Below are 19,742 nucleotides of genomic sequence, written 5' to 3'. Positions count from 1 at the left end.
GCCGCGCGGGCCCGGATCCCGTCCTCCAGCTTGGCGATCGCTCGCGGATTGAAAGCGTTGGAGATGAGCTTGCGACGTTTGTTCAGCCCCGGCGGATCCATGTTGATGATCGTTGGGTACGAGGCGAATAGATCGGCGGGCTGGATGAGTGGGCCATCGGCGGCGGTGAACGAATCGGCGTCACGGTGCAGGCGCACGGCGTGCCGGTGTTTGGTGGCCATCCAGAAATCCCGTTTGACGGTTTTGGCCACGCCCGGGGTCACGCCGTGGCGGAACAGCGGCTTGTCGCGGCGTAGCTCGGCGAACACCTCCTCAGGAAAGCCGTTGCGCCACAATGCGAAATCGGACAGATCGACTGCCGTAGCGGTCATCCGCAACCTCGATTCACTCGGACGCCAGAACCGCACTGGCTGCCGTCAGCTGACCCGACACTACCGCCGCCAACGACCCGCGTTGACGTTCAATGCCTAAAATAGTAAAAATAGACTGAGTCGTCCACGCGCGGCGAGTATTTAAGCGGCGAGTATAAAAGCGCGACCGTGCGCCACCAGGCTGGCGCGGGAAATGGACGCAAAGGGAGCAGACAGTGACGGACACGGTTTCGGACTCCTCGATAGATCCGTCCGAACGAGAGTTCGGGCCGAGCGGCATCAGCCTGTCGCCGTACCGGTTTCCGACCGGATGGTTCATCGTCGGTTTCGCCTCGGACCTGGGGGCGGGCGAGGTTAAGCGGGTTCATTATTTCGGCGAGGAGATGGTGCTGTTCCGCACCGAATCCGGCCAGCTGAACGTCCTCGACGCCTACTGCCAGCACCTTGGCGCCAACATGGGTGTCGGCGGCACGGTGGAGGGGGAGAACATCGTCTGCCCGTGGCACGGCTGGCGGTGGCGCGGCGACGGCACCAACGCGTTGATCCCGTACAGCAAGATCGGCTGCAAGAACAACGTCCGCGTCCGCACGTACCACTGCGCTGAGTGGTACGGCTTCATGCTGGTATGGCATGAGCGGCATGGTCGGGCGCCGTACTGGCAACCGCCGGTACTGCCCGAGCTGGAGACCAACGAGTACTACCCGCTGCACCCGCACAGCCGCATGCTCAACCGGGTCAAGGTGCACGCGCAGATGATCATCGAAAACGCCGCCGACCCGTATCACGTGCAATACGTGCACAAGGCCGCGAACCCGGCCAACACCACCTCGTTCGAGGTCTCGGGTTATCACCTGCACGCCACCGTCAGCGCCCACTTCGGCGGCGGCCGGGCGCAGACCTGGCTGACTCCGAACGGGCCGGTCGACGCCAAGATCATCTACGACAACTACTCGCTGGGGCTGGGTATCGTCCGTTTCCCCAGCGAGCTGGTGGCCACCATCGAGGTCACCGGACAGACACCCGTCGACGAGGACTACACCGACTACTTCTACACCCAGGCCTCCGTCCGGGAGCCGGGAGACACCGGTGACAAGCCCACCGGCCGTGCCGCGAAGTTCCTTGCACTGCAACAAGAAGTCATCAAACAGGACTTCTTCACCTGGGAGAACATGAAATACCTGGAGAAGCCGAACCTCGCACCCGAAGAGGCGCACGACTACGCGGCGCTGCGGCGCTGGGCGCATCGCTTTTACCCCGGTGAAGAACGCTCCTCCGAGGACTTCGGGTACACCGCCAGCGGTGATCCTGACCCGGCGGCCGCAGGAGCCTGATGTCCCGCGTGCCGGCTGGGGCGGCACCCGCATGCGACGGAAAGCCCATCGGCCCAGCCGATTTCGGTGTCGATCGGTTCAGCGTCGCGGCGGTGCTCGATCGGCGTGCCGAGCAATTCCCCGACCGGGTGATGATGTCGATTGCCGGCATCGAGGTGACCTTCGAGCAGATGCGGCGACGGTCTTGTGCGGCTGCCAATGCTCTGCTGGACTTGGGAATTAGGCCGGGTGATTGCGTCGCACTATTCACCGCCACCTGCCCGGAGTGGGTGTACTTCTGGTTGGGTGCGGGACGTATCGGTGTGGTGGCCGCGGCGGTGAACGCGGCCAACAAGGGCGACTTCTTGTTGCACGCCCTTCGATTGTCACGAGCCAAGGTGGTTATCACCGACGCTGAGCGGCAGCCGCGGGTCGATGAGTTGGCCGATCGGCTGTCCGGGCTGACGAGCATTGTGGTCCGCGACGATTCACCCGACGAGGGGCTCAATCGCGGGGCCACGGGCACCGCGGGCGAGCACGTCGGGGAAGTCGGGGATATCGGGTCGCTGTTCTTCACGTCGGGCACCACCGGGGCATCGAAAGCGGTTGCCACCACGTGGCATTACTTGTTCACCACGGCCGCGACGGCCGCGTCGGCCTGGGGGTTTGGCTCCGGCGAGGTGTTGTGGACGGCAATGCCGTTGTTCCATCTCAGTGCGGCGCCCTCAGTGCTGGCGCCGATGCTCGTCGGCGGGACGACCGTGCTGGCCCCGGCCTTTCACCCCGCGACGGTGTGGGACGAGGTGCGCGCGTGCGGCGCCGTCGGATTCGCCGGTGCCGGCGCCATGGTCTCCATGCTGCTGCGCCAGCCGTCTGATCCACGCGATGCGCAGTTGCCGCTACGTTACATCTCCGCGGCGCCGATCGCCGCTTCGGTGTATCGCGACATCGAAAAGCGTTACGGGTGCCGAATCGTGACCATGTACGGCATGACCGAGGCCTTTCCGATCGCGGTCAAAAACGTTGCCGACGAGGGCGTGCCCGGAACATCGGGCCGGCCCAATCCCAGATTCGACGTGCGGATCGTCGACCCGGACGGCGAGCCGCTGCCGGACGGATCGGTGGGGGAGATCGCTTGCCGGCCGCGCTACCCGCACGTCATGAGTGAGGGCTATGTGAACGCCGCCGGAGGTGTTGACCGCCACCCGCCGTGGTTTCGCACCGGAGACCTTGGCGTGCTGGACAGCGACCAGAACCTGACTTACGTGGACCGACTGAAGGATTCGCTGCGCCGGCGCGGCGAGAATGTCTCGTCGGTCGAAGTCGAGACCGTTGTGATGGGTCATCCGGCGGTGCTCGAAGCTGCGGCTGTCGGTGTGCCCAGCGACCTCGGCGAGGACGACATCCTGCTGATCGTCGCGGTGCGACCGGACTCCGCGTTGGATTACCCGGAGCTACTGGACTTCTGTGGCGCCCGGATGCCGTACTTCTGTGTGCCGCGATATGTGGAGGTAGTCGACGAGCTGCCGAAGACCATTATCGGGCGGGTTCGCAAGGATATTCTTCGCAGCCGAGGTGTCGGACCCAGCGCCTGGGATCGAGAAAGTCACGGATACATCGTTAACCGTTGAGACAGGGAGAAAACAGATGGCCATGACCTACCAGCAGCAGTACGTACTCGACGGTGCGGCGGGGCGCGATGCGATCCTGAATCTGACCGCACGGCACAACCGATGCTATTCGGATGGTGACCGCACCGGCTGGATCACGACATTCCGCCACTCTGGTGCCCGTTTCATCCGGGGCGGTGAGGAATTCACCGATTTGGGTGCTGCCTTCGATGGCGGCAACGGGCGACTGGTCAGTGTCGATCACGAAATCACCGTCGACGGCATCAACGCGACCCAGCGTTGCATCGCAATGCTTTTCGCCGTCGGCGAGGACGGCGCTACCACCTTGCGCGGCACCGGAACCTATCGGGACCAACTCATCTACGAACGTGGCGGCTGGTATTTCACTTCCCGCGAGCTGGAATGGGATTCGGTGTCGAACGGGCATTCGCTCACGGTGTGACGAAAGCGGCGCCCTAGGTGAAACCCATCAGCTACCGGCTGGCGTTCGGGACGTATGAGGACGCCCTGCGGATGGTCGGTGTGGCGAGCGAGCCACGAGTCGCGGGGACCGTGGTCAGTGCGGCCCGGATCCAGATGTTCGCCGCCACGGTCCGTGACGGCAATCGGTCATATTGGGACGCCGAATTCGCCAGGCGTACCTGGGGAGGATTGTTAGCGCCGCCGGGGCTGCTGATGGGGTGGCTGACGCCGCCGCCCTGGGAGCCGACCGGGCGACCGCCCGTTTCGGCCATCGCCATCCGGGTGCCGTTGCCCGGGACCACCTTTATCAACGCGGCCAACGAGGCCGAATTTCCGCTGCCTATCGTCGAGGGCGACCTGCTGACCGTCGTCGAGGAAGTGGTGTCGGTTTCGCCGGAGAAGCGCACCAAGCTCGGTATCGGCCATTTCGTCGAAACGTTGGACACCTTCACCCGCCAAGACGATGCGGTGGTGGCCACAAACCGGAACACGTTGTTCCGCTTCACCCCAGATAAGCCGTTATGACCGCCGCACCGGACTGGGACCGGATCGCCGTTCCGCTGGAGTTGCCCGAGGTAAAAGACGAGATCACCTACCAGCGGGTGGTGATGAACTCCGGCGCAACGTGGGATTACTTCCCGGGCCACTTTGACCCCGCCTACGCCGAAAGCCAAGGGCATCCAACAATTTTCGTCAATACCATGCACCTCGCCGGTTTCGCCGACCGCATCGCGACCGATTGGGCCGGGCCGGACAGCCGGGTGGTGCGCCGCAAGATGAGGCTGATCGGCTCGGTCTATGCCGGCGACACGATGGTGGGCCGAGGACGCGTTCTCGCCAAGCGCTGCGACACCAGCGTCGACCCGCCGCGCTACCTGCTGGATTTGCAGATCGAGGTGACCAACCAGCGCGATGAGCTGTGCTGTCCGGTCGAGCTCACCCTGCAGCTGCCGGGGTGATTGCGATGCCTGATGAGTTGGGCGAACGACATCTCGCGGTGTGCCGAAGGTTCGGCGAGTCGGTGCGCGCCGCGGACGGAAAATGGGATCGTCGCTCGCCCTGCGATGCGTGGGATGCCAGGGGAGTGCTGGAGCACGTCATCGGTTTTCACGACGTGCTGCTGCTGCGACCGCTGGGGCTCAAGCCCGACCGCCCGCGCGATGATCCGCAGCTGCGGTGGGAGCGGACTTACGGGGCGCTGGAGACGGCGTTCGAACCCGAGAGGGGCCTGTTCGAACGGGTGGTTGACGTCCCGCAGTTACAGGGCAATCCGGCGACGAAGTTGAATGCCCGCGCGATCATGCCGAACCTGACCCGCGACGTGTTGGTGCATACCTGGGACCTTGCCCGCGCGGTGGGCGCCGACGACCAGTTGGACGCCGAGTGGTGCGAGCAGTTCTACGCGGCGTTGCCGACAGATCCTCAGGCGCTGAGCGATTCCGGGATGTTCGACGCTCCGGTCGCGGTGGGTGACCACATCGACCTGCAATCGAAACTTCTTGCCCGGCTGGGCCGCAACCCCTGCTGGCACCCGCCGAACAACCAACGGTCGTCGACGCGGCTTAGCGCCGGCTAGGTGCGAGCCGTGGATCCGGCGGCGCGCCGGGCGCTGTGCTCGATGAGACGCGGTGCGATGGCCCGGTGCACGGGCCCGATCACGGCCCAGACCATTCGCGCGGTGGCATGGTGCCGATAAAACAACTGGGTGGTTAGTACCGCGCGCCTGTCAGTCTGACGACTCAGCACCAGTTGGCCCCGCATGAGCGACCCGTCCGCTGACAATACGAACTGGTCGGGGTCTGAATGAACGATCTTCCAACCGATTACGTGGGCAGAGGAGATGAAGGGGCCGAGGCTAAACCGCAGTACATGCCGGTGGATCCACAATACAAGACGTCCGCCTGCACTCGGTTCGGCACCCAGCCCGTCACAGAATGCTTGTTCGGCTGTGCGCGAATCATCCTTGTCCATAGTGATTTCGAATGCATCGGCATAATCTGCGCGGGCGTCAAGCTGCGTCGGCGGCGGCTGGATGCGTCTCGCCCTTGGCGGCGTCATGTCGCTCCCTCGCTCGAATCAATCACTGGGCCGGGCGGCGACGACTCCACGCGCGTCCGAGTTCACCCTCGAGCGCGGGATAAACAATCCAGTACCGAAAAGGCTTGATAAACGCCATGTACGCGCGACCGAACCGGCCACGTGGTTTGACGTAGACCGCCATCTGGGCCTGGTAGGTGCCGTTATCGCGGTCGACCCACGCAAGGTGCATGACACCGTGGACTGTCTGGTTGGAAATCTCTGCGGCGAACTCGTTCGGCGTGCGGTAGAGCGGGACAAACGGAAGATGCTCGAACTGAACATCGTTCGCCGAGCCGCGCAGATCCTCCGCTAATCGCTCGGCGACGGAGAAGTCGCGTGTTCCAGGAATGGCCAACCGATCGTTCCTGCTCGCGGTCGTGGATATCCGACCTAGATCGAACCACTCGCCGAGACGGTCACGCACGCCCCACAACACCCTCGTCGGTGCTGAATCCGCGTTGGCGGGGTCGAACCGGGCGGCCATTTCTACGACGGTGCCGAAGTCGTTCTCCCCGCCGCAGATGGCGGGCAGTGTCCAGACGTCCTCGAGGGTGAAGTCGGCGACGACGTTGTGGATACGCCATGGCCGTGAGAGCTGCACGTCGTTGGCAATCCGCACGTCCCACTCCTTTATACGGCTGCGTATAAACGGTAGACGGCATGTCCCTCGCCGTCAATACGCCGCCGTATAATGCCCTCGTGCCGGCGAGAAAGACGCCTCCGGAGGCCTGGGTCGATGCCGGGCTCACCGCGCTGGCCGAGGGCGGCCCGGACGCCATACGGATTGAGGCGCTGGCTGCGTCGCTCGGCGTGACCAAGGGGGGCTTCTACGGCGATTTCGCCGATCGCAACGCGCTGGTCGAGCGCGTGCTCGATACCTGGGAGCAGGCAGTCGTCGATGACGTCATCTCCCGGATCGAAAACACCGACGACGACCCGCGCACGAAGCTGAGGCATCTGTTCGATCTCGCACGCGAGCGCAGCGGCGCTGTCGGCCACGGGCTCGCGGTCGAGCTAGCGATCCGCGACTGGGCCCGCCGCAGCCCCGGGGTTAGCGAACGACTCCTCCGCGTGGACGACCGGCGGATGGCGTACCTGCGCACGCTCTTCCGACAGATCAGCATCGACGACGACGACGCCGAGGCCCGCAGTCTTTTGGTGTTCTCACTGTTCGTCGGCAACAGCCTGATCACCGCCGAGCACGACGGCCGCTCGCGACGCGAGGTCATCGGCCGTGCCCTGGAAAGCCTGCTCGACTCCAGCCGGTAGTTAATCAGGCAACGGTGGCAGCGCTCCCGCGCTCACCACCGACTGCAGCTCCACGTACTCGTGCAGGCCCTCCGGGCCGAACTCGCGGCCGATGCCTGATTGCTTGAAACCGCCGAACGGACTGCCGATGTCGAGCGTGTACATGTTGATGCCGTAGGTGCCGGCGCGCACGCCCGCGGCGACCTCGAGGCCATGCGCGACGTCGGCCGTCCACACCGACCCGGCCAGGCCATAGTCGCTGTCGTTGGCGATGCGGATCGCGTCGGCTTCGTCGCGGTAGGTCAGCACACTCAGCACAGGACCGAAGATCTCCTCCCGCGCGATGCGCATGTCGTTCGTCGCGTCGGCGAACAGCGTCGGCCGCACGTACCAGCCGCGCTCGCCCGGAGCATCCTCGCCGCCGAGGACGATGCGGGCGCCCTCCTTGACCCCCGACCTGATGTAGTCCTGCACCCGATGCTGCTGCCGTTGGGCCACTAGCGGTCCGACATCCGTCGCCTCATCGGACGGGTCGCCCACGTGCAGACCCGACATCATGTCGGCCAGCGCGTCGACGACTTCGTCGTGACGCCGTTCGCTGACCAGAATGCGAGTCTGTGCAACGCAGGCCTGGCCGTTGTTCATCAGGCTCGCGCTCTTCAAACCCTTGACCGTCTTGTCGATATTCGCGTCGTCGAGAATGATCGCCGCCGACTTGCCGCCGAGTTCCAGGCTGACCCGCTTGAGTTGCTCGCCGCACAGCCCGGCGATCCGGCGTCCAACGGCACTCGACCCGGTGAACGCGATCTTGTCCACACCCGGATGGCGCACCAGCGCCTCGCCGGCATCCGTGCCGCCGGGCAGCACCGACACCACCCCGTCAGGCAGGTCCAGCTGCTCGATCATCTCCGCCAACCACAAAGCATCCAAAGGTGTTTCGGGTGCGGGTTTGACGATGACGGTGCAACCCGCGATCAGGGCGGGAATCAGTTTGGGCATGATCAGGAATTGCGGCACGTTCCACGGCACAATCGCCCCGACCACGCCGACCGGTGCGCGGTGCAGGTGTACTTCACCGAGCACCCCTTGGCGGCGTTCGGCCCAGGGAAAGTCGCGGGCGACTGCTAGTGCGAGGTGAATCAGCGACACCGCTGCCGTCGCTTGGCCCAGCCGGCTGAAACTGCGCGGTGAACCCATTTCGTCGGTGATCAAGTCGGCCATCTCGTCGAGGTGACCGGAGTAGATGGTCGCGAGTTCTTCCACCTTGCGCATCCGCTCGCCCGGATCCAGTCGCGGCCACGGACCGTGGTCGAAGGACTGTCGTGCGGCGGCAACCGCAGCGTCGACGTCGGCCGGGGCGGCGGCGGGTGCCTCGCCGATCGGCTCTTCGGAATGCGGAGAGATGACCGCTATCCGGTTTCGGCTGGACGGCTCGCGCCAGTGTCCTCCGATGAAAAGCTGGTCATAGCAACGGTGGTCACGGGTTTCCGGCATCGGGGCACCATCTCTGAAAAGGCGAAGGCAACTTCGCTATTGATGCTAACATAGCAAAAAAGCCGGGCATCAGCCTCGGGTCAATAGTGAAGGCCGACGTGAGCGACGAACTTCCGGTGTCAGTAAACACCGATTGGCGCAGTTACCCGTTCCGGCTTGTGCACAACGACAGCGCCTTGGATTTCCCCGCCGCCGAAGGCGAACACGCCGACCAGGAGTCCGACACCTGGTTCATCGCCGGCGAGCTGACCGGGACGACAGGCCGCTCGTTCGCTTTCCTGACCATCTTCAACAAGAACCGGCCGGGCGGGACAGTGGTCGCCGACTTCTACACGATGGCGCTATTCGACTGCGACACCGGCACATACGGAACCTACACCGATTACGATATGCCGCCGAAGAACATGCAGCCCGACGCGCGACCGAAGATGTCGATGGCGGCCGGATATCTCGACATTCACTACGAAAGCAGTGCCGGGACCGCGGCGTGGACGACGTGCCGCGACGACGATGGAGACCTGCTGCCCTACACCTACCGTGTCAGCCTGTTCGGTGTCGATCAGGCGGGTCAGCCGATGGGACTGGACTTGACCGTCACGCCCACCCGCGCGCCGGTGCCGGTCGGCGCAGACGTCCACAATGGGGAGATCGTCTGCTTCGGCCAGCACGACACCTATTCGTATTTTCAGACCGGGATGGCGATGCATGGGACGCTGCGCTGGGGTGAGCTGTATGAACGGGTCAGCGGAAGTGCAGGACACGTCGATCGGCAGTGGTTCCCCAAATACGCCGGCGGCGGGGGAACCGGGGGAGATCCGCGTGCCCGCTCGCACGAATGGCGCACGATCAACCTGGATAACGGCGTCGACCTGAGCATCTGGCGACAGTTTGACCGGACGGATGGCAATGCTCTGCAACCCTTTTCGGGTGTAACGGTGAGTTACCCTGACCCCGCGACGGCTCCGGAGTGCGCGGAGGACGTCGATGTCACGGTGACCAGCTACGTGCGATGGCCGGATGCGATCCGCCCGCTGGTGCGGTCGCTGGCGGCGAACCGGTTCATGCCCGACCGCCACCGGCTACGCAGTGCCGCGCTGCAACTGGATCTCACCGGCGAGCCGCTGGTGCCGGCTCCGGCGCATGGCCTGCCGATCGAATACATGGAAGGGCCGTATCGCTACCGCGGAACGCTGCGCGGAGAACCGGTCAGCGGCTTCGCCTTCTACGAACGCTCGCTGGCGCTCTACCGGGATTGGGAGCTGATCGACGTGCTGGCCGCCACCGGCGGGGAGTCGAGCCTCGTCGACCAAGTCCGCACGTTGGTGGCCGCGGGCCGTCGCGCAGAGGCGCGAAAGTTATTGGAGGCCATGCCTGACTCGGATCAGCCGGGTTGCCGCGATGTTGTCGATGCGCTGATCGCGGCGTTAGCAGACGACAGCTGACTATGTCACGGCGGTGATCGGTTGCCAGGATGCCCACGACGTGTGCCGATGTTGCAGCCCAGGTTCGTTGCGGCCGAACAACAGGTGATCGCGGGCGCCGGACTCGAGGTTGGCTTGTAGCCCCGCGACGAGCCGGTAGTCCTCGTCGCGCACGGTGGCATGGGCATAGTCGAACACGGCCTGGGCGCCGGCTGCCACGGATTCGTCGGAGATGTCCAGCGGCGTCGAATTCTGATGGACGGTAATGGATCTGCCTGGCAAGGCACCCGGATAGATGCGGAACAGCTCACCGTTTGCGATCGTCACCGACAACACGATGTTCGGGAACAGCGCGTAAATCACCACCATGTTCTGGAAGGGGTCCCACTGGTCTTCGGGCACGTTCTCGAGGTCGAGGATGGAGTTCAGCGGAAAGATCAACCGGTGATGCGGCCCGAACGAATCGAACACCGTGCAGTTGCTGCGTGCAATCGTCGCGAAGGTGTCCCGGTGAACGGTGGCGAAGTGGTAATTCTCCGAGAAGGTGTCAATAGCCAGTTTCCAGTTGATCGGCGAGTCGAGGACCTTCTCGCCCAGCGGAGACCATCGCCCGATGCCCCACGAATCGAGTTCCTCGGCCAGCGGGCCCAGGTGGGCGGAGACATCTAAAGTGGCGGCGGGATCGATTGCCACCCAAAGGAATCCGGCGAATTCGGCGGCCGGCAGCTCGGTCAGGCCGTCGGACTTCACCTGCACACCAGGGAAGCCCTCGCGGCCCGGCAAGCCGACTAATCGACCGGTTTCGTCGTATGTCCACGCGTGATACGGGCAGCTGAACCGCTTGGCGCGACCGCAACCGCTGACCACCTGCGACTGCCGATGCAAGCAGACGTTGTTGAACGCCTTGACTGAGCCGGTGGACGTTCTAGTCAGAAGAATGGACCGCCCCATCACGGACTTGGTGCAGTAGGTACCCGGCTCGGGTAATTCGGATACATAACCGACCAGCTGCGGGCTGGCCGTCAACATGGTGATGTCCCGCTCGTGGCGCTCGATCGACGTGTATTCGGCCGCGCCGACCTCATGTTCGGCCCGCGCAAGGTCGGTGGTTTTGTCGCGTGCGAGCTTGACGGCACGTCGGGTCAAGTCGATGAGCTGATCGCGCTCCATCGGCGGTCCTCCAGAGGCTCAGATTCTCCTTGACCGTAACTTTATAAACTTAGCAATTACAAGAAGTAGTCGGGAGTACTGCCGTATCCGGGCGCCGCTGCTCAGCCCCCGGGGGGTTCCCATGCGAATCCGCCGGGCGTTTCCACGCAGCTGACGGGACCGCCCGAGTTCGACGTGGCTGAAGAGCCCTCGGAGCCGCAGGGCATGCCGACGGCAGGCCGAGTATCCAGGCCGGCTGGGGGGGTCGGGGATGCCGGCGACGGCGACACAGTCGTCTTTGCTGGCGACGGTGAAGGCGTGGTCGTCGCTGCTGGTGGCCTGGTTGTCGGCGGCACAGTCGTCTCTGCTCGCGACGGTGAAGGCGTGGTCGTCGCTGCTGGTGGCGACGCGACCGGCGGCGGAATGGCCGGCGCCGGAGCCGGCGCGGTGACCATGGGCGGCGGGATGGCCGTCACCGGTGCCGGGCGAGTGGGCGGGACTCTGGTCGGCGAGGACGGAGTTTCGACATTAGTTGGCGTGTCATTGGATTCGGAGGTCGAGCGCAATGCCATGACGCCCAAGATCCCGCCCAGCGCCACTGCCAAGACGGTGAGGACGAGCCCCGCGATAGGCAGTAGCCGGCGACGGCGTGACACCTTCGATGTCTCGTCCGTCGCAACGCTCGATACGTCATCTTCATCTCCCGCGAATGCGATCGCGTCATCGGCTTCGGGTTCTGGCAGCACGTGTGGCGCGGTGACGGTATCGCGATGTGCCGGTTCCGGCAGGACGTGTGGCGCGGTGGCGGCATCGCCAACTGCGGGATCTGGCAGCAGATCTGGTGGGGCGGGGCCATCGTCAAGTTCGGGTTCTGGCGGGACATGTGGCGGGGCGATGGCATCGGCGACTTCGGCAGCTGGGGGAGCGGGTATGGCCGCAGCCGGCAGAGGGGGCAGAGCCGGTTGGGTCGGCGTCGCGTTCTTGGTCTGTGCCGTGGGAAGGAGTGTCGCGGGGATGTACGGTCCCAGGCGCTCCTTTGACTCAAGGGCGGTGACGAAGTCTCGACATCGCCGGAATCTTTCGCTGGGGTTTTTCTTGAGTGCGCGGCCAAACGGCGCGTCGAGGTAGGTCAGCTCGGGCCTGACATCACCTGGCCGGGGCGGTAGTTCGTTGAGGTGCTTACTGATCACCACGGCGGGGTTCATGTGGGCAAACGGTGCCGATCCGGTCAAGAGATGAAACGCGGTGCTCGCCAACGCGTATTGATCAGTGCGGCCGTCGATCGAGTCGTCCATCAGCTGCTCGGGAGCTGCATAGCTCGCAGTGCCGATGGCCAGGTTCGCACGAGTCAAACTGTTCGTCTCGTCGACGCGTCGGGAGATGCCCAACCCCGCTAGGAGAATTCGTCGTGTGGCGGACTCGGAATTGGCGAGAAGGATGTTGCTCGGATTCACGTACTCGTGCGCCAGGCCGTGTTCATGGGCGTAATCGAGGGCGTCGGCGATCGCGGAGACGATCTCGATCACCATGTCCGTCGGCATGCCGTCGGGATAGGTATCGGTGAGCAGCTGAGCCGCGTCGGTGCCGTCGACGTAGTCCATCAAGAGCCACAGCCGGCCCTCGTACTCACCACGGTCATGAAGGCCGACGATGTTCGGGTGCCACAGGGCTGCGGCTCGATCGGACTCCTGGTTGAACCGGAAGCGATACTCCGCGTCGGCTGATACATCGGCCGAAAGGATCTTGAGCGCGTACTGGCGCGGCAACCTCGGGTGTTCTGCGAGATAGAGCTCGCCGATCTGTCCGCGCCCGAGCAGCCGAACAATGGTGAACCCGGCGGCCGTCGCCCCAGTGACCAGCGGCATGGGGGGATAGTACAGACTGCCGAATGACGCCAGGGCCCCGGTGCTGGCGGCGCTTGGACCTGCGCACACGCGGCCACCTGCGTGCGGAGCCGCGAGTGTGGTGAGAATGTCCGGGTGAGCGAATCCGGAAGCCACCAGAGGAGCGCGGGGTTCGCGCACCGGCTCCGCCGGATGTCGGGCCGCGACCCTCACCAGCCGCATCGGGTGGCGACGCCGCTCGAGCTGCTGTTCGACCTGACGTTCGTCATCGCCTTCGGGGTAGCCGCATCGGAATTCGCGCACACGCTGGTCACCGGCCACCTCGGTGCCGGGCTGGCCGGATTCTCATTTGCCACCTTCTCGATCAGCTGGGCGTGGATCAACTTCAGTTGGTTCGCCTCGGCGTATGACACCGATGACTGGGTGTACCGGCTGACGACGATGCTGCAGATGGTGGGTGTCCTGGTGCTCGCCCTCGGGATCCCGCAGGTGTTCTCCTCGATCGCCGGCGGCAAGCACGTCGACAACCGGGTCCTGGTCGCCGGTTATGTAGTGATGCGCATTGCCATGGTGATCCAGTGGCTACGCGCCGCCAAGCAGGACCCCGATCGCCGGTCCGCCTGCCTCGCATACGCGACCGCCATCACCGTCGCGCAGGTCGGGTGGATAGCCGTTGCCATCGCCGACAACTCCGAAAGAGTCACTTTCATCCTGATCGCCCTAATGATTGCCATCGAGCTGACGGGTCCGCTGCTCGCCGAAAAGCGGATGGGCGGGACGCCGTGGCATGCACACCACATCGTCGAGCGGAACGGGTTGCTGACGATCATCGCGCTCGGCGAAGGCGTGGTGGGCACGGTTGCCTCGCTGTCGGCGGTGGTCGCGGAACAGGGTTGGACGACGGATGCCGTGTTGGTGGCGGTGGCCGGAACAGGCTTGACCTTCGGCATGTGGTGGGTCTATTTCGTGGTGCCGGCTGCCGACCTGCTGGACGCACATCGGGATCGCTCGTTCGGCTACGGCTACTCACACATCTTGCTGTTCGGTTCGATCGTCGCCACGGGCGCCGGGCTGCATGCGGCCGCGTATTACATCCAACACCGGTCGGAGTTGGGTTCGGTTGCCACGGTCGTGACGGTAGCGGTGCCCGTCGGCGTTTACATCGCGGTGGTGTTTGGGACCTACCTGCTGCTGGTGCGAACCTGGGATGCCTTCTATGCGCTTGATGTGGTGATTGGCCTGTTGGTGTTGAGCCTGGCGGTAGGGCTGGCCGCCGCCGGAACTTCGACGACGGTGTGTCTGCTGGTGGTGATGGCGGCGCCGGCGGCGATCGTGGCAAGTTTCGAGTTGTTCGGGCACCGCCAGCTGGCGGACGTGATGGCCAGACACGTCGGCCGATCTTGATGCAGATGTGAACAGTGGCGTTGATGTGGTAATTGATGCATTTGTCGTACCCTGTGACAGGTGACGCTCATGTCGCGGCGCTCCGTGTTGAAATTCGCCGCAGCGACATCTGCCCTGGCCGGTCTCGGTGTTGCGGCGGGGTCGCTGGGCGCCCCGTCGGCCTCGGCGGAGGGCTTGGGCGTCTTGTTGGACTATGCGGCCGGAGTGATCCCGGCCAGCCAGATCAGGGCGGCCGGCGCCGCGGGCTCGATCCGCTACGTATCCGATCGTCGGCCTGGCGGATCCTGGATGCTGGGCAAGCCGATGCAAATCTCCGAGGCTCGTGACCTCAACCAGAACGGTCTCAAGATCGTCTCCTGCTATCAATACGGCAAGCAGAGCTCCGCCGACTGGCTGGGCGGTCAAAGCGCGGGCGTCGCGCATGCACGGCGCGGGTGGCAGCTGCACACTGCCGCCGGCGGTCCGTCCGGGGCTCCGATCTACGCCTCAATCGACGATGACCCGTCTTACGAGCAGTACAAGCAGCAGGTAGCGCCCTATCTGCGAGGCTGGGAGTCGGTACTCGGCCACCAACGGGTGGGCGTGTACGGCAACTCCAAGACGATCGACTGGGCGCTGCAGGACGGCTTGGGCTCCTACTTCTGGCAGCACAACTGGGGCTCGCCAGGGGGATACACCCATCCGGCCGCGAATTTGCACCAAGTCGAGATCGACAAGCGCAACGTCGGCGGCGTCGGGGTCGACATCAACAACATCTGTAAGCCCCAGTTCGGTCAGTGGGCCTGAGCTGACCTGACCCGCGGGTAAGTTTCCAGCAAACTTTTGCCGCCCGGTAGGGCGGCCCGATTCTGGTCGATCACGGCGCGACAGGTCGTCAGGCGTTGACCGGCACGCCCGGCGGAGCGCAGATTTTCAAGATAACGATTGCATAACAATACTGCCTTGATCTGCGCTGTTGTTGCTACTCGACCGTAACCACCTGCATCCAGCAGGTTTGTTCCGCAGGCCATCAGCCGTGGTCGCGCGGACTGTTACCTAGGGCACCATTACCCGCGCGTAGAACTCACCAGTAACCAATTCGCGCAGGTAAGTCCCACGGGTCCTTATGACACTCTTATGGCAGCCGATGACGCCTCCTCGGTCGGCTCGCTGAAGCCGGGTCAGTCGAGACGCGGTTGGCTGGACGGGGGCTCCGTCGGATTTGGACGACATCGCAGGGCGGCGCGGCTCTGAAACGCAGGCGATAAGCGCTTTATAGGGAGATACGCACGTGACGATCTATGAGCACCACCGAGTGTCTGACCACGACGGGCTGACCGCGGAGGCCACGCACGGCACTCATGCTCTGGTCGATCGTCTCACTGCCGGCGAGCCCTATGCCGTCGCGTTCGGCGGGCAGGGCGGCGCGTGGTTGGAGACGCTGGAAGAGCTGGTGTCTTCGGCGGGCATCGAATCCGAGTTGGCGACGCTGGTCGGCGAGGTGGACCTGCTGCTCGAGCCGGTGGCCAAGGAGCTCGTCGTGGTCCGTCCCATCGGCTTCGAGCCGATGAATTGGGTACGCGCGCTGGCTGCCGATGACTCGGTTCCATCCGCCAGGCACCTCACATCGACCGCGGTGTCGTTGCCCGGCGTGCTGCTGACTCAGATCGCTGCCATCCGCACCCTTGCGCGGCAAGGCATGGACTTGCAAGCCACCCCGCCGGTGGCCGTCGTCGGGCACTCGCAGGGCATTTTGGCCGTGGAGGCCCTCAAGGCCGGCGGAGCACGCGACAAGGAGCTGCTGGCCATGGCACAGCTGATCGGCGCCGCGGGCACGCTGGTGGCCCGCCGCCGCGGCATCTCGGTCCTCGGCGACCGCCCACCGATGGTGTCGGTCAGCAACGCCGACCCCGAGCGCATCTACCGGCTGCTCGACGAGTTCTCCCAAGACGTCCGGACCGTGCTGCCGCCCGTCTTGTCGATCCGCAACGGCCGGCGTTCGGTCGTCATCACCGGCACCCCCGAGCAGCTGTCCCGCTTCGAGCTCTACTGCAAACAGATCTCGGAGAAGGAGGAGGCCGACCGCAAGAACAAGATCCGCGGCGGCGACGTCTTCGCGCCCGTCTTCGATCCTGTTCAGGTCGAGGTGGGCTTCCACACGCCACGGCTGGCCGACAGCATCGACATCGTCGGCGACTGGGCGGAGAAGGTCGGCCTCGATGTCGGATTGGCCCGCGCGATGGCCGAGTCCATCCTGACGCAGCCGGTCGACTGGGTCGACGAGGTCGTCAGGGTCCACGAGGCGGGCGCTCGGTGGATTCTTGACCTGGGGCCCGGCGACATCCTGACCCGGCTGACGGCGCCGGTGATCCGCGGTCTAGGTATCGGCATCGTGCCCGCCGCGACCCGCGGCGGCCAGCGCAACCTCTTCACGATCGGCGCCGTGCCCGAGGTGGCCCGTCCCTGGTCCAGCTACGCCCCGTCGGTCGTCACCCTGCCCGACGGCAGGGTCAAACTCTCGACGAAGTTCACCCGGCTGACGGGCCGGTCGCCGATCCTGCTGGCCGGAATGACCCCGACCACCGTCGACGCAGAGATCGTCGCCGCCGCGGCCAATGCCGGCCACTGGGCCGAGCTCGCCGGCGGCGGGCAGGTCACCGAACCGATCTTCAACGACCGCATCGACGAAATGTCCCGGCTGCTCGACCCCGGTCGGACCTACCAGTTCAACGCGCTGTTCCTCGACCCGTATCTGTGGAAGCTGCAGGTCGGCGGAAAACGGTTGGTACAAAAGGCCCGCCAGTCCGGCGCGCCGATCGACGGCCTGATCGTCAGTGCGGGCATCCCCGAGCTGGAAGAGGCTGTCGAGCTGATCGACGAGCTCAACGAGATCGGGATCAGCCACGTGGTGTTCAAACCGGGCACCATCGAGCAGATCCGCTCGGTCATCCGTATCGCCACCGAGGTGCCGACCAAGCCGGTCATCGTGCACATCGAGGGCGGCCGTGCGGGCGGCCACCACTCCTGGGAAGACCTGGACGATCTGCTGCTGGCCACCTATTCGGAATTGCGGTCGCGGCCCAACATCACCGTCTGCGTCGGTGGCGGCATCGGCACCCCCGAGCGGGCGGCCGAATACCTGTCCGGGCGCTGGGCCGAGTCCTACGGCTTCCCGTTGATGCCGGTCGACGGCATCCTGGTCGGCACCGCGGCGATGGCAACCAAGGAGTCCACGACGTCGCCATCGGTCAAGCGGATGCTAGTCGAGACGCAGGGCACCGATCATTGGATCAGCGCCGGAAAAGCCCAGGGCGGCATGGCATCCAGCCGCAGCCAGCTCGGCGCCGACATCCACGAGATCGACAACTCCGCTTCGCGTTGTGGACGGCTGCTCGACGAGGTCGCCGGAGACGGGGAAGCGGTCGCGGAGCGCCGCGACGAGATCATCGCTGCGATGGCCACCACCGCCAAGCCGTACTTCGGCGACGTCGCGGAGATGACTTACCTGCAGTGGCTGCGGCGTTATGTCGAACTGACCATCGGCGACGGCGACAGCACGGCTGACACCGCCGCGCCCGGCAGCCCGTGGTTGGCCGACACCTGGCGCGACCGGTTCGAGCAGATGCTGCAACGAGCCGAGGCGCGGCTGCACCCGCAGGACCACGGCCCGATCGACACGTTGTTTTCCAGTTCGGACGAAACGGGTGTGCGGCTACTGGAGAACCCCGACGAGGCCGTCGCCGTACTGCTTGCGCACTATCCAGACGCCGAGACGGTGCAACTGCACCCGGCCGATGTGCCGTACTTCGTCACGCTGTGCAAGACGCTGGGCAAGCCGGTCAACTTCGTCCCGGTGATCGACAAAGACGTCCGCCGCTGGTGGCGCAGCGACTCGCTGTGGCAGGCGCACGACGCCCGCTACGACGCCGACCAGGTGTGCATCATCCCCGGCACCGAAGCGGTCGCCGGCATCACCCGGATGGACGAACCGGTCGGTGCATTGTTGGACCGCTTCGAGGAAGCCGCGGTCAACGAGGTGCTGTCGACCGGCGTGCAGTCGACGCGCGTGACCGCGCGTCGGCAGGGTCGCATCGATACCCATGGACCGCTGGCCATCGTGCTCGACGCCCCCGATGTGCTGTGGGCCGGCCGCATCGCCACCAACCCGGTGCACCGGATCGCCGATCCCGCCGAATGGCAGGTGCACGGTGACATCAGCGGACCCGAAGAGCCACGAGCGACTCATTCTTCCACCGGCGCTAGGTTATTGACCGACGGTGACCAGGTGGTGCTGAGCGTGCCGATCGCGGGAACGTGGATCGATATCCGATTCAGCCTGCCCGCCACCACGATTGACGGCGGCGTTCCGGTTGTCCGCACAAAAGACGCTATCGAAGCGATGCGCTCGGTGCTCGCCATCGCCGCGGGTGTCGATGGTCCGGAGGCGCTGCCCCGGGTGCACAACGGGACGGCCACCGTGACCGTGCCGTGGGACCCCGAGCGGGTGGCCGACCACACCGGGGTGACCGCCATCTTCGGCGAGCCGTTGGCACCCACCCTTACCACCGTGCCCGACGCTTTGGTCGGTCGATGCTGGCCCGCGGTCTTCGCGGCCATCGGCTCCGCGGTCACCGCTTCCGGTGTCCCGGTCGTGGAGGGCCTGCTGAGCCTGGTGCATCTGGACCATTCCGCGCACCTGGTCGGCACGCTGCCCAAGGTGGCAGCTGAATTGACCGTTACCGCAACGGCTTCGGTGGCCACCGATACCGAAGTCGGCCGAGTGGTCCCGATCTCGGTGACGGTTGCCGCAGCCGACCGCACGGTGCTTGCCACCCTTGAGGAGCGGTTCGCAATTCGTGGCCGCACCGGCGTTGCCGAACTGACCGACCCGCTGCGGGCCGGTGGCGCGGTATCCGAGAACGCCACCGACACGCCTCGGCGCCGCCGGCGGGACGTCACGCTCCCCGCCCCGGTTGACATGCGCCCGTTCGCGGTGGTTTCGGGCGATCACAACCCGATTCACACCGACCGGTCCGCTGCACTGCTGGCCGGTCTGGAGTCGCCGATCGTGCATGGGATGTGGTTGTCCGCGGCGGCACAACATGTGGTGACCGCCACCGACGGGCAGGCCCGTCCTCCCGCTCGACTGGTCGGCTGGACCGCTCGCTTCCTGGGTATGGTGCGCCCCGGCGACGAGGTGGACTTCCGCGTCGACCGGGTCGGAATCGACCAGGGCGCAGAGGTTTTAGAGATTGCTGCCCGGATCGGTTCAGACCTGGTGATGTCGGCCACGGCGCGGCTGGCCGCGCCCAAGACGGTCTACGCGTTCCCGGGTCAGGGCATCCAGCAC

At 65.2% G+C, this 19,742-nt stretch carries 16 protein-coding genes and 1 pseudogene; 11 read left to right on the top strand and 6 right to left on the bottom strand.

The genetic code is table 11. The features are described 5' to 3' along the window. Positions 1-371 (bottom strand): annotated as a pseudogene (locus tag VNW74_RS03400) (cytochrome P450); the annotation flags it as partial. 215 nt (positions 372-586) lie between these two features. On the opposite strand from VNW74_RS03400, the gene VNW74_RS03395 reads away from it, so the two are divergent. The 6 genes from VNW74_RS03395 to VNW74_RS03370 all read left to right on the top strand — a co-directional run bounded on the left by VNW74_RS03395 (position 587) and on the right by VNW74_RS03370 (position 5,350). Continuing rightward, positions 587-1,702: a Rieske 2Fe-2S domain-containing protein gene (locus tag VNW74_RS03395; protein ID WP_325675200.1), complete on the top strand. Its 1,116-nt coding sequence runs from the start codon at positions 587-589 to the stop codon at positions 1,700-1,702. Continuing rightward, positions 1,702-3,312, top strand: a complete 1,611-nt coding sequence (locus VNW74_RS03390; protein WP_325675199.1) for an AMP-binding protein — start codon at positions 1,702-1,704, stop codon at positions 3,310-3,312. Before VNW74_RS03395 ends, VNW74_RS03390 begins: the two co-directional genes overlap by 1 nt. Before the next feature lie 16 nt (positions 3,313-3,328). Continuing rightward, positions 3,329-3,754: a nuclear transport factor 2 family protein gene (locus VNW74_RS03385; RefSeq protein ID WP_325675198.1), complete on the top strand. Its 426-nt coding sequence runs from the start codon at positions 3,329-3,331 to the stop codon at positions 3,752-3,754. Positions 3,755-3,825: 71 nt separating this feature from the next. Continuing rightward, the gene (locus tag VNW74_RS03380; RefSeq protein WP_325675203.1) at positions 3,826-4,299 is read left to right on the top strand and encodes an FAS1-like dehydratase domain-containing protein; all 474 of its coding nucleotides are present in this window, start codon (positions 3,826-3,828) and stop codon (positions 4,297-4,299) included. Further along, positions 4,296-4,733: a MaoC family dehydratase gene (locus VNW74_RS03375; RefSeq protein WP_325675197.1), complete on the top strand. Its 438-nt coding sequence runs from the start codon at positions 4,296-4,298 to the stop codon at positions 4,731-4,733. The genes VNW74_RS03380 and VNW74_RS03375 overlap by 4 nt, the downstream gene beginning before the upstream one ends. Positions 4,734-4,738: 5 nt before the next feature. After that, positions 4,739-5,350, top strand: coding sequence for a maleylpyruvate isomerase family mycothiol-dependent enzyme (locus VNW74_RS03370; RefSeq protein ID WP_325675196.1), 612 nt, complete (start codon positions 4,739-4,741; stop codon positions 5,348-5,350). Here VNW74_RS03370 and VNW74_RS03365 read toward each other — a convergent pair. Beyond that, entirely contained in the window at positions 5,347-5,832 is a 486-nt protein-coding gene (locus VNW74_RS03365; protein ID WP_325675195.1) for a DUF2867 domain-containing protein, read from the bottom strand. The two genes, VNW74_RS03370 and VNW74_RS03365, sit on opposite strands and share 4 nt — an antisense overlap. A gap of 22 nt (positions 5,833-5,854) precedes the next feature. Then, positions 5,855-6,472 carry a DUF2867 domain-containing protein gene (locus VNW74_RS03360; protein ID WP_325675194.1) on the bottom strand — a complete coding sequence of 206 codons (618 nt, stop codon included), beginning with the start codon at positions 6,470-6,472 and terminating at the stop codon, positions 5,855-5,857. A 41-nt stretch (positions 6,473-6,513) separates the two neighbouring features. On the opposite strand from VNW74_RS03360, the gene VNW74_RS03355 reads away from it, so the two are divergent. Further along, the gene (locus VNW74_RS03355; RefSeq protein ID WP_325675193.1) at positions 6,514-7,122 is read left to right on the top strand and encodes a TetR/AcrR family transcriptional regulator; all 609 of its coding nucleotides are present in this window, start codon (positions 6,514-6,516) and stop codon (positions 7,120-7,122) included. Here the strand turns inward: VNW74_RS03355 and VNW74_RS03350 are convergent, their stop codons facing one another. Beyond that, entirely contained in the window at positions 7,123-8,595 is a 1,473-nt protein-coding gene (locus VNW74_RS03350) for an aldehyde dehydrogenase (RefSeq protein ID WP_325675192.1), read from the bottom strand. Positions 8,596-8,693: 98 nt separating this feature from the next. Here VNW74_RS03350 and VNW74_RS03345 point away from each other — a divergent pair, with 98 nt between their 5' ends. After that, entirely contained in the window at positions 8,694-10,037 is a 1,344-nt protein-coding gene (locus VNW74_RS03345; protein ID WP_325675191.1) for a lipocalin-like domain-containing protein, read from the top strand. On the opposite strand, the gene VNW74_RS03340 is transcribed toward VNW74_RS03345, so the two are convergent. Together VNW74_RS03340 and VNW74_RS03335 are read right to left on the bottom strand one after the other, a co-directional pair. Continuing rightward, positions 10,038-11,186: an aromatic ring-hydroxylating oxygenase subunit alpha gene (locus VNW74_RS03340; RefSeq protein WP_325675190.1), complete on the bottom strand. Its 1,149-nt coding sequence runs from the start codon at positions 11,184-11,186 to the stop codon at positions 10,038-10,040. A gap of 101 nt (positions 11,187-11,287) precedes the next feature. Continuing rightward, complete coding sequence (locus VNW74_RS03335) at positions 11,288-13,030, bottom strand: serine/threonine-protein kinase (protein WP_325675189.1); 1,743 nt, start codon at positions 13,028-13,030, stop codon at positions 11,288-11,290. A gap of 171 nt (positions 13,031-13,201) precedes the next feature. Here VNW74_RS03335 and VNW74_RS03330 point away from each other — a divergent pair, with 171 nt between their 5' ends. The 3 genes from VNW74_RS03330 to VNW74_RS03320 all read left to right on the top strand — a co-directional run. Then, entirely contained in the window at positions 13,202-14,413 is a 1,212-nt protein-coding gene (locus VNW74_RS03330) for a low temperature requirement protein A (protein WP_325675202.1), read from the top strand. 69 nt (positions 14,414-14,482) lie between these two features. Further along, positions 14,483-15,199, top strand: coding sequence for a glycoside hydrolase domain-containing protein (locus VNW74_RS03325; RefSeq protein WP_325675201.1), 717 nt, complete (start codon positions 14,483-14,485; stop codon positions 15,197-15,199). A gap of 484 nt (positions 15,200-15,683) precedes the next feature. After that, positions 15,684-19,742 (top strand): fatty acid synthase subunit beta domain-containing protein (locus VNW74_RS03320; RefSeq protein ID WP_325675188.1); only part of this gene is annotated, 4,059 nt, incomplete at its 3' end.

The organism is Mycobacterium sp., from assembly GCF_035570115.1.
Classification (GTDB): Bacteria; Actinomycetota; Actinomycetes; order Mycobacteriales; family Mycobacteriaceae; genus Mycobacterium.
The sequence above is the reverse complement of the archived record's forward strand: the minus strand, read 5'-3'. Positions and strand labels throughout refer to the sequence as shown.